Annotated in this window: 10 protein-coding genes; 3 read left to right on the forward strand and 7 right to left on the reverse strand. The window is 44.1% G+C overall.

The window, feature by feature from the left end:
• Positions 1–126 precede the first annotated feature (126 nt).
• Positions 127–729: a Uma2 family endonuclease gene (locus F6K49_RS20330; RefSeq protein ID WP_293022624.1), complete on the forward strand. Its 603-nt coding sequence runs from the start codon at positions 127–129 to the stop codon at positions 727–729.
• 168 nt (positions 730–897) lie between these two features.
• Here the strand turns inward: F6K49_RS20330 and F6K49_RS20335 are convergent, their stop codons facing one another.
• The 3 genes from F6K49_RS20335 to F6K49_RS20345 form a co-directional block, all read right to left on the reverse strand.
• On the reverse strand, positions 898–1,023 hold the full coding sequence (locus tag F6K49_RS20335; RefSeq protein WP_293099518.1) for a hypothetical protein: 126 nt from the start codon (positions 1,021–1,023) through the stop codon (positions 898–900).
• 431 nt (positions 1,024–1,454) lie between these two features.
• Positions 1,455–2,165 (reverse strand): ribose-5-phosphate isomerase RpiA, encoded by a 711-nt coding sequence (gene rpiA / locus F6K49_RS20340; RefSeq protein ID WP_293099521.1) that lies wholly within the window; start codon positions 2,163–2,165, stop codon positions 1,455–1,457.
• A 528-nt stretch (positions 2,166–2,693) separates the two neighbouring features.
• On the reverse strand, positions 2,694–3,173 hold the full coding sequence (locus tag F6K49_RS20345) for an RNA-binding protein (RefSeq protein WP_293022630.1): 480 nt from the start codon (positions 3,171–3,173) through the stop codon (positions 2,694–2,696).
• Positions 3,174–3,555: 382 nt separating this feature from the next.
• On the opposite strand from F6K49_RS20345, the gene F6K49_RS20350 reads away from it, so the two are divergent.
• A complete protein-coding gene (locus F6K49_RS20350) occupies positions 3,556–4,917 on the forward strand; it encodes a DUF2157 domain-containing protein (RefSeq protein WP_293070504.1) in 1,362 nt (453 codons plus the stop codon).
• 10 nt (positions 4,918–4,927) lie between these two features.
• Positions 4,928–5,596 carry a GDYXXLXY domain-containing protein gene (locus F6K49_RS20355; protein WP_293022635.1) on the forward strand — a complete coding sequence of 223 codons (669 nt, stop codon included), beginning with the start codon at positions 4,928–4,930 and terminating at the stop codon, positions 5,594–5,596.
• A gap of 266 nt (positions 5,597–5,862) precedes the next feature.
• Here the strand turns inward: F6K49_RS20355 and sppA are convergent, their stop codons facing one another.
• The 4 genes from sppA to F6K49_RS20375 form a co-directional block, all read right to left on the reverse strand.
• Positions 5,863–7,680, reverse strand: coding sequence for a signal peptide peptidase SppA (gene sppA, locus F6K49_RS20360; protein ID WP_293099525.1), 1,818 nt, complete (start codon positions 7,678–7,680; stop codon positions 5,863–5,865).
• 265 nt (positions 7,681–7,945) lie between these two features.
• A complete protein-coding gene (gene fni / locus F6K49_RS20365; RefSeq protein WP_293081670.1) occupies positions 7,946–8,974 on the reverse strand; it encodes a type 2 isopentenyl-diphosphate Delta-isomerase in 1,029 nt (342 codons plus the stop codon).
• A 35-nt stretch (positions 8,975–9,009) separates the two neighbouring features.
• Positions 9,010–9,555 carry a bifunctional pyr operon transcriptional regulator/uracil phosphoribosyltransferase PyrR gene (gene pyrR / locus F6K49_RS20370; RefSeq protein ID WP_008184410.1) on the reverse strand — a complete coding sequence of 182 codons (546 nt, stop codon included), beginning with the start codon at positions 9,553–9,555 and terminating at the stop codon, positions 9,010–9,012.
• A 104-nt stretch (positions 9,556–9,659) separates the two neighbouring features.
• Positions 9,660–10,279: peptidoglycan-binding protein (locus tag F6K49_RS20375; protein WP_293099530.1), on the reverse strand; the 620-nt coding region annotated here is incomplete at its 5' end.

Raw genomic sequence — 10,279 nt, forward strand, 5'->3', positions numbered from 1 at the left:
AAGCTAAGCTTCCGCTAAAAGCGAACGCGACTTAGATAAACTCCCCATAATCCCAGTAAAATTAACCGACGTGAGTTCTTTATCTTCTGCTCTCTCGTTATATCTCAATTCCAAGGATTAACGGTTATGTCAAGTCAACTAGAACCCCTACTAAAGCTAATAGTTCCACAATCTTTGGACCTCAACGTCAGTCACCAACAGTTTGAACAATTAGCTAATGCTAACCGAGACCTGAGATTAGAAAGAACTGCTGAGGGAAAATTGATTGTGAATCCACCAACAGGATGGGAAACCGGTAAAAGAAATCTAAGTATTAGCAGGCAATTGGGCAATTGGTATGAGGAAAACCCGGAACAAGGAGAAGCATTTGACTCATCTACCGGATTTGAACTTCCCAATGGCTCCAATCGTTCCCCTGATAGCTCTTGGGTGTCACGTAACCGCTGGGATGCACTGACAGAGGAACAAAAACAAACTTTCCCTAAAGTCTGTCCTGATTTCGTAATTGAGTTGCGATCAAAGTCTGACAGTCTCAAGGAGCTACAGGCAAAAATGCAAGAGTATATTGACAATGGCTTGCGCTTGGGGTGGCTGATTGACCCTCAGAATCGACGGGTTGAAATTTATCGCTCAGGACAAAAAACTGAGGTTATAGATAATCCCAAAGAGTTATCTGGAGAAGCAGTGCTTCCCGGTTTCAAACTTAAATTACAAGGTATTGTAAACTGATTCCCAGGGTAAACCCATCCTACGTTTAACAGCAACTAGAAGATGCTGATAAATTCGTTATTCTCCTGCTCCAAGTTAAGGACAATTCAGCTATCAGCTAATGCGCTACGCGCACGCGTGCGCGTTCAGCTTTTGAATAAAAGAGGTAAGCATTCGTTTAATACTGAGTTAAATCCCAGCGTCGTTCGCACAGCGTGGCCAAACGCGCCCCGCGTGGCCAAAGGCCAAGGCCAAAGCCAAGGCCAAAGCCTGTGCCACACGCGAACGATGTTTTTTTTGAAGCTGAACGCGCACGCGTGAGCTAAAAGCTCACCGCTGTTCGCGTAGCTTGGCCAAAGGCCTTTCGCTGAGGGCTGACCGCTGAGGGCTGACCGCTTACGAATTCTTGATAAATTCTTGATTTTCCGGGATTAGCCTTTGTAGCAGGTTAAGGTAGTAAAGAAGCAGTTAGGAGAGTTTACGATTATGGAATCCCATGATTTTTTGATGTTAGTTCTGTTACTAAGTCCTGGTATGTTGCTTTCAGCAGTGATCATGCTCACCTTTGCCGCTGGTGGCTAAGCTCGACAAAGTCTAATCAACTATTCTCTACCTGGAAAATTAATCAAGCCGTGGGACATACACTTAATTGCCTTGGCTTGGGAGAAATATCTGAGTATTTCTATCAAGAGTATTTCTATCAAGCAAGAATCCCACGGCACTTTCAAGCTTTAGTGCTGGATGTGTTAAATTTCCCGAATCACGGTCTGACCATCCTTAACTTCTCCAACTAGAACCAGATCGGTAACCCCAACAAATAAACCATTTTCCAGAACACCAGGAATATTATTGATAGTTTTTTCTAGCTCAGCTGGGTTATCAATGGCATCAAATTTGACATCAACGACCATATTTCCCTGATCTGTAATCACTGGTCCAGCTTTTTTGACCCCCATGCGCAGTTCCGGTTTACCCCCTAGCTTTTCAATGGCATTCATAACTGGTGTGATTGCCATCGGGATAACTTCTACAGGTAATAGGAAGGTAGACCCCAAGCGGTCAACTATTTTAGTGCTATCCACCACTACGATAAATTGTTTGGCCAGGGAATCTACAATTTTCTCACGGGTGTGGGCAGCGCCACCCCCCTTAATCAAATTTTTCTGGGGATCGACTTCGTCAGCACCATCAATCGCTACATCTATGTGATCAACCGCATCAAGGGTAGTCAAGGGAATACCGTACTGTTTCGCCAAGACTTCTGCCTGGAAAGAGGTGGGGATGCCTACAATATCTTTAATCTCTCCAGAGTTTAAGCGATCGCCTAAAAACTGAATTGCATAGGCAGTCGTTGAACCAGTGCCTAGCCCCACAATCATTCCCGACTGCACCCGCTTGGCAGCTGCTTTGCCAACTTCCTGTTTCATTAACTTAATGGGGTCAATTTCTGCACTCATAACAACGTTAGTGATTAGTGGTTAGTGGTTAGTGGTTAAAACGTAAGTTTTAATTCACAACTCACAATTTTAAATCGATCGGGTAACAGACGATGCAAAATTACCTGAGCTTGCCAGACTTTCCACCATCAGCGTTAAGCTAATAGGTAGTTGGTACTGCGCACACAAAATTAACAGCTATCTATCAAGCTCAATAGCTTACTGTTTCGTTAGCTTTAATTTCTTTGGTATTGGTAAGCTATCCTGATCTGGCTTAAGACACCATAAACCTATCGGGATTTGCCACTGATCATCAACCAAAAAAAAGAAAAGACTCTCTGTCTGGCAGAATGAGTCAGATATCGATATTAAAGTAGCACTATCAGCAGACTGGTCAAACCCAATCTGAGGTGATTAGATCTTTTATTTAAAAATTGCGTGGAAAGCCTGAAGCTTTACAGAGGAATAAGCCCACGCCTCCCTGACGGGTAGGACGTAGGGCTAATCTTGCCAGAATTGGTAATGGAAATCAGTTAGATTTATCCCAACTTAAGAGTTAGTAGTTTGAGCCGATAACAGTTCTTTCAGCTTCGCCAATTCATTAGCCCAACGGGGATCGGGTTGAATTCCAGCGGGGTCAGATGTAGTCTGTTGCTGCTTACGCTTAGACTTATTCTTGTTGTTGTTACGGCGAGGGGGAGGAGTGTTGTTGGCAGATGGGGTTGATTCCTGATTGGGTTTTTCTTTCTCCTTAGATGCTTCTTTGTCTTGATTCTTGGATCGTGGCAGGGCTTTTTCAATTTTCAAGGTAGTATCCTTGAACATATGACCATTGAACTTTTCAATGAATTGATCAGCCTCCTCATCCGTTGCCACCGTGACGAAGCCGAAGCCCCGACATTTACCAGTTTTACGATCTTTAATCACTTTTGTGCTAAAGTTTTCACCGGCTTCAGCAAAAATAGCTTGCAGCTCATCACGGTTTACTTCTTCTTTAGGTAAGTTACCTATGTACAGACGAATAGACATTTAGAGATACCTCCGGGCGATAACAAAAAAAAGAAAAAATTGTTGACAGCAGTCACTAGGGTGGATAAAGATAAATTTGAGCGACGAAAACTTGCCACGTCTAGACAATCTTCTGACGTACCTTACCAACCTCAACTGAATAGACGGATGCAGTAAAATCAAAACTCCTATATACCACATGTTCGGAGCTACTACGACCCACTCGTTGACCTCTGGTTTACCATTAGCTCCGATTCTAGTTAACAGTTTTTTACTTACTCTTATCTAATTATTACAGAATGTTTACACCATATCATGGACATAATCAAACATTCAGTCGGTTAGTGATTATAACATTGTATATTCCCAGAGGAAAGTCTTAAGCTCTAAAATATAGGTTGTGATGCCTTCCGATAAATTTCGTCACCAGTTACGTCAAGAAGCACAACAATGGCAAACAGAAGGGTTGATTGATGCTGGCCTATACGCTCAATTAGCGGAACGCTATCAATTTAGTGACCTGGAAGTAGCGGCCCGTAATCGATTCGTCGTAATTTTGCTAGTTCTAGGCAGTCTTCTCTTAGGCTTGGCCATGATCACCTTTGTGGCAGCCAACTGGCAAGCCTGGTCTCGGTGGTTGAAAGTGACCTTGCTTCTGAGTGTCTTCTTCGGGATCAACATTGCTGGCTTCTATCTATGGCGAGACCCAACCCAAGGTAGGCATTGCCGTTTGGGACAAGGTTTATTACTTTTAGGAGCCCTGACTTTAGGAGCCAATATAGCACTGATGTCCCAAATGTTCCACCAAAGTGGACCACTCTATCAGTTATACCTGATTTGGGGATTAGGAGTCTTAGCCATGGCTTATAGCCTACGCTTGACCCTATTAGGGATGCTGGCAATGGTCTTGATTGGATTAGGGTATGTGCAAGGAATGTCCCAGCCAGAATTTCTGGCAATCACAGAGTTGTCTTGGCTAAGGCTAATCATACAACATATGCCAGTGTTTGCGGGTTTACTGTTTATTCCCCTGGCTTACTGGTGCCGTTCACGATGGATGTTTCGCTTAAGTGCGATCGCAGTAGTTGCTGCCCTGGAATGGAACTTGATCAACTTCGAGCTATGGCCTTATCCCGGTTGGATTGCTGCGATCGCATGCGCTCTACCACCAGCCTTGTTATGGTCATACGGGGGTTTCCTGGGAAGAATTCAGCCCAACCTCCAGGAATTTAATAGCACAGCCCGCACCCTTGGTATCACCTTCCTCAGCCTATCATTTTATTTTTTGTCTTTCCACGTGTTATGGGATAGTTCACCATCAGTCAAACCGCTAGTTGACGTCACCTCAATACTCCTGGAACCTGCTGTGATTGATAGTGTCATTTTAGGTAGCTTCACGATCTGGGCGTGGATAAAACTGTTGCGTCGAATGGACTCAACAACTAAGGTTGTGGCTATTATGATTGTGATCAGCGCCCTAGTTCCCTATTGGCATCTCAGTATTGGTATTCTACCCATCATAGCGGTATTCATCTTCAATGTGCTTTTATTCCTAATCGACATCGGTTTAATCCGCGCCGGACTAGCAGAGGGGAAACGAGGTTTATTCTGGGGTGGCATGGTGCTACTGACGCTGCAAATTTTGACCCGGATGCTGGAGTACGATACTGGTTTATTAGTCAAATCCATAGTCTTATTCCTCTGTGGGCTAGGTATTATTGGTGCTGGACTATGGTTTGAGCGCTATTTGAAGTCTGAATTATGATTTATGACCTATGAGCATTAATTCTGAGTATTACCGTCCTATACCAAGCTGGCGATTCTGGGTACCTCTTTTATTTCAAACCGCACTAATTATTACTGTTCCCACCCAGGCAATTTACACTACACTGACTGGAAAAACTGTCATCCTTCAGACAGCGCCAGTAGACCCTTATGAACTTTTGCGAGGCTATTCCCAAACTCTAAGATACTATATCTCTAATCAGGATAACTTGCGCAATCTTCCTGGCTGGCAAAAATTGCCCAAGCAACAACCTAATGGCAACAAGGTAACCTTTATCAAGCCTGGTACCCGTTTTTACGTAATTTTAGAAGCACCAGACTCATCCAACTCAACTAAACTACCAATAGCTTGGAAACCAGTAGGCTTAAGTGCCAAATTCCCTTCCCAACTACCAGCTAATCAGATTCCTATCAAAGGTGTTGCTAACTATGGTTCGATTGAGTACGGATTGGAAACTTACTATATGCCAGAAGACCAACGGGAACAAATTAATGAAGAATTAAATAGTGCTAGGCAAGAGAACTCTAACCTACCGATATCACCACCACCAATTGTGATGGAAATTAAGGTGGATGCTCAAGGGAATGCTTTACCAATCGGAATCTGGGCACTGGTAAGTAAGGATTCTCAACAGCAGATTCGCAAGTATCGGTTTTAAGAGGGAATCGGGAATCGGGAATCGGGAATCGGTAATTGGGAATCGGGAATCGGGAATCGGGAATCGGGAATCGGGAATCGGGAATCGGGAACGGGGCAAATAGTGTAATTCACATTTAACGGTACCCTTCACCGAAAGCCAAAGGCGAACAACCTTTTTGAATTAAGAATGTAGAATTACAAATTCTTAATTCTTAATTCTACATTCTTAATTCTTCATTCTGACAGACAACCTTGGCCAAAAGGCCACGCGTGCGCGTTCAACCCTTAATCAAGCCGCCAGTTAAACGGTAAAATAGAATAAATCCCCTTCGGGTCATTGAAGGTTGTGAAAATTGCCAAATCCTGTTTTAGCTTCAGCAATTCTGTAGTTAGTGGCTCAGGTAATTGTCGGCTTGTGAGCGTAACATCATTAGTCAGGGTCTTCAGAATCCTTTCCTCGAAACTAGGAATTTTTGGATACTCTTCTACTTCCCAATCATTCTTTAACTTAGCTTGCTTAGCAGCATACTCAATAGCATCATTAATACCCCCAATCTCATCAACTAAACCTATCTGCTTGGCGTCTATACCTGACCAAACCCGTCCCTGAGCAATGTCTTTCACCTTGCCCTTAGGCAATTTACGTGACTCTGCTACTTTGTCAATGAACTGGTCATAAATCTGATTAACCATGGTTTGGTAGATTGCTAACTCTTGGTCTGTTTTGGGACGGACAGTACTTTGAATATCCGCTAAAGAAGCTGTTTGTACAATATCCCAGGTCAGACCATTGTTGTTAGCTAATTCTTGGATATTAAAAAGTACACCAAAGACACCAATAGAACCAGTGATAGTATTTGGCTCAGCAAAAATTCGGTCGCTATAGGTAGAAATCCAGTAGCCACCAGAAGCTGCCACATTGCCCATAGACACAATCACTGGCTTTTCCTCACGGATCAGCCGCACTTCCCGTTGAATAATCTCAGAGGCTGTAGCACTGCCACCAGGACTATTAACCCTTAGCACTACTGCTTTAATATCTTTATCCAGCCGTAGCTCGCGCAGCTGTTTAGCAAAGCGTTTACCCCCCACTTGCTCAAGGTTTCCTTGACCGTCAACAATGCTACCCTCAGCATAAACTACGGCAATTTTATGCTTAGACTTGCGATTTTTAGAGTAAGGACTTTTCGCTCTAGCGTAAGTAGCCAGCTTAATTTTCCGGAACGATTTATCCTTTTCCTTTTCTCCAGTAAGCTCTTTGAGAGTAGCAATCACCTCATCGAAGTATCCAACTTGATCCACCAAACCTTGAGTTTTGGCCTCTGATGCGATCAACATCCCTTGACTATTAGCGATCGCTTGCAAGGTCTTGGGAGTAATCTCACGACTTTTCCCCACTGCTGTCAAAAATTCATCCCAAATATCATCTAACAATTCTCGAGTCTGTTCCCGACTTTCAGGACTCAGCTGTTTGAGCAAGAACGGTTCAACTGCGGACTTGTATTTGCCAACTCGAACCACCTGAACACCAATACCATACTTCTGGAGAGCTCCGGTCAGAAAAAGTTGGGAAGAGTTCAAGCCATTGATTTCCACAACTCCCATCGGGTTAAGAATTATCGTATCCGCAACCGAGCTAAGATAGTATTCCCGTTCTCCCAAATCTACGTCATAGGCAATAATTTTTTTTCCAGCAGCTCGGAAACGCTCCAGAGCCTCCCTTACCTCCTTGAGATTTGCTAACCCAGTGTTGCCAACAGTTTTAGATGCAGCTCCATCCAGGTAGAGGGCAACAATGCGTTTATCCTTAGTTGCCTTATCCAGAGTATCGAGCACTTTGCGCAAAGGGATGATATTGCTTTCTTGACCCGATAACACCTCTTCAATCACTTCACTAGTGCTTGAGGTAGGATTGGTATCGCTGATATTGACCGATAAATCAAACACCAGCACTGATTTATCTTGAACCTGTGGCCCTGTATCTTTCGATGCTACTGCAATCAGTACAAACAGGAATCCACTAGTAGCTAAACTAAAAAATAGAATTAAACCGGCAAGACTTCCTACTAGGCTGGCAAATGTTTGTTGAATAAATTGACGCATTTGGTAAAGGATTAAGGATTAAGGATTAAGGATTAAGGATTAAGGATTAAGCATAAAGAATGAATGATTAAGCATAAAGGATTAAGGATTAAGGATTAAGGATTAAGGATTAAGCATCAAGGATTAAGGATTAAGGATTAAGGATTAAGGATTAAGGGCGATTCCCGATTCCCGATTCCCGATTCCCGATTCCCTATTCTCTATTCCCGATTCCCGATTCCCGATTCCCGATTCCCGATTCCCGATTCCCGATTCCCTATTAGCACTATCCTAACTTTTTCAAAGTGTTGGATTGCTTGAGATCAGACAAGGTAGCATTACCGGTGCAGAATAGAGCAGTAGTGATTTCTGCCATCAACAATTGCACTAAGGCATCAACGGCATCTACTGACTCAGCTGCTGCTTGGAGGAATGGTAATGCTAGACCAGCAATATCGGCTCCTAATGCGATCGCTTTTGCCACATCCAAACCATTGCGCAATCCCCCAGATGCAATTAGGGGAATGTTGGGGGCAATAGCTCGAATACTGGTAATGCACTCAGCGGTTGGTAAACCCCAGTCACCAAAGGTCTGTCCTAACCGACGCTGATGAGCGGTTAATCCTCGCTCACTTTCTACCTTTGCCCAAGACGTGCCCCCCGCACCAGCAACATCAATAGCGGTAACACCAGCCTCCAGCAACTTCTGGGCCATAGCCGCTGAGATGCCATTACCCACTTCTTTAGCAATCACTGGTACCGTCAACTTACTGCATAAACCATTAATTTTGTCAAGTAAACCCTTGAAATTAGTATCCCCGTTAGCTTGAATGCACTCCTGCAAGGGATTGATGTGCAAAATCAGTGCATCTGCTGTTAACAGGTCAACCACCTTTTGGCATTCTTCTAGTCCATAACTGTAGTTCAGCTGAACCGCACCGATGTTGGCAAATAGAATAATATCCGGAGCTTGGGAGCGCACCGCAAAGGTATGACCAACCTCTGGTTTTTCCACGGCCACTCGCTGAGAACCAACCCCCATGGCTAGTTTGTAATGTTGGGCAACCTCAGCCAGACGAAAATTAATCGTTTTTGCCTGTTCAGTACCACCAGTCATAGAAGAAATCAACAATGGTGCTCCCAAGGATTTCCCCAGAAATGTGGTAGATATGTCAATCTCACTGCGGTTTAGTTCTGGTAAGCAACAGTGAGTGAAGCGGTACCTCTCAAGTCCATTGGTATTGGCACGAAATTGAACATCTTCATCCAGACAAATCCTGATGTGGTCGGCCTTTCGCTGTTGGGTTTGGGTCATAATTATTTGGAAAATAAGAGCAATCTGATCACGATTCAGGCGCTAATTACTTTAATTAATTCCACTCCATCCCGACCATCATTATCGTTTAGATAAACCTTTACCTGTTCTTCGGCGGATGTGGGGAGTAGTTTGCCCGTAAAATCTGGACTAATCGGCAGTTCCCGATGTCCTCGGTCTACTAGCACTAATAATTTAATCGTTTGGGGTCTACCATACTCAAGCACCGCGTTTAGAGCAGCACGAATGGTACGTCCTCTATAAATGACATCATCCACCAACACCACTATCTTACGATCAAGATCGAAGGGAATATCTGTTTTTGCTGGGGTGCGAATGCCAATTCGATCGAGATCATCCCGATAAAAGGTGATATCCAACGCTCCCACTGGCACACTGACCTGCTCTAGGGTTTCAATCTGACGTCCTAGCAACTGAGCTAAAGGAACACCTCTGGTATATATACCCACCAGTGCTAGTTTGGACAAATCACTCACTTGTTCGATCACTTGAGATGCCAAACGATTTACTGTACGGCGCAGTTCTTCAGCTGATAGGATTTCAATGGTTTGAGTAGGCATCCTGGTTCATACAAAATTTCAGCAGGATACCCCGCCCACACAAATAGCGAGTTAGGCGGGGAAGGGGCTTTCAAGGTTTTGATATTATACCAGACGAACACCTATCACCGTGGAGCAAGAGATGAAAAGGTTTTAGCATCAGCGATTCCAGTGGGAAATAAGCCTTTGTCCCGTTGATATCGCTTCAGGGCTGCCTCTGTGGCTGGTCCAAATACGCCATCTTTTAGTCCTTTATAGTAGCCTAGGTAAATCAAGCGATTCTGAAGGCTATTCACTCTTGTGCCACTACTACCTCGTTTTAATGGAGTAATGATGCTAGCAGCAACGGCAATTCCAGAAGAATTGCCCCGTAGTGCTGATAAGGTACGAGAGTCAGCAATGCCATTTGCTGGCAGTTCCCGAGAAAGCTGATACTCTTTGACTGCCGTCTCAGTTAATTTACCATAGTATCCTGTTACTGGCCCTTTGTAGAATCCCAACTCTGTGAGGCGATTTTGCAGTTGTTTCACCGATTCGCCATTGCTGCCTGGTCGCAACTCAGTGACGTTGGGAATAATATCCTTATCATTAGGATTTTTGGCTAAGTCTGACAAAGTGCGAGAGTCAGCAATACCAGTCACTGGTAGTCCCCTCAAGCGCTGAAATTTTATGACCCCTGCTTCAGTTAAACGACCGTAGAATCCCGTTACTGGACCGTTGTAGACTTTCAACTCCCTCATGCGCT

It is taken from the genome of Moorena sp. SIO3I6 (assembly GCF_010672095.1).

Coding starts and splice junctions, on each gene's coding strand:
- F6K49_RS20330 (WP_293022624.1), top strand. CDS start 127: ATGTCAAGTCAACTAGAACCCCTACTAAAGCTAATAGTTCCACAATCT.
- rpiA (WP_293099521.1), bottom strand. CDS start 2,165: ATGAGTGCAGAAATTGACCCCATTAAGTTAATGAAACAGGAAGTTGGC.
- F6K49_RS20345 (WP_293022630.1), bottom strand. CDS start 3,173: ATGTCTATTCGTCTGTACATAGGTAACTTACCTAAAGAAGAAGTAAAC.
- F6K49_RS20350 (WP_293070504.1), top strand. CDS start 3,556: ATGCCTTCCGATAAATTTCGTCACCAGTTACGTCAAGAAGCACAACAA.
- F6K49_RS20355 (WP_293022635.1), top strand. CDS start 4,928: ATGAGCATTAATTCTGAGTATTACCGTCCTATACCAAGCTGGCGATTC.
- sppA (WP_293099525.1), bottom strand. CDS start 7,680: ATGCGTCAATTTATTCAACAAACATTTGCCAGCCTAGTAGGAAGTCTT.
- fni (WP_293081670.1), bottom strand. CDS start 8,974: ATGACCCAAACCCAACAGCGAAAGGCCGACCACATCAGGATTTGTCTG.
- pyrR (WP_008184410.1), bottom strand. CDS start 9,555: ATGCCTACTCAAACCATTGAAATCCTATCAGCTGAAGAACTGCGCCGT.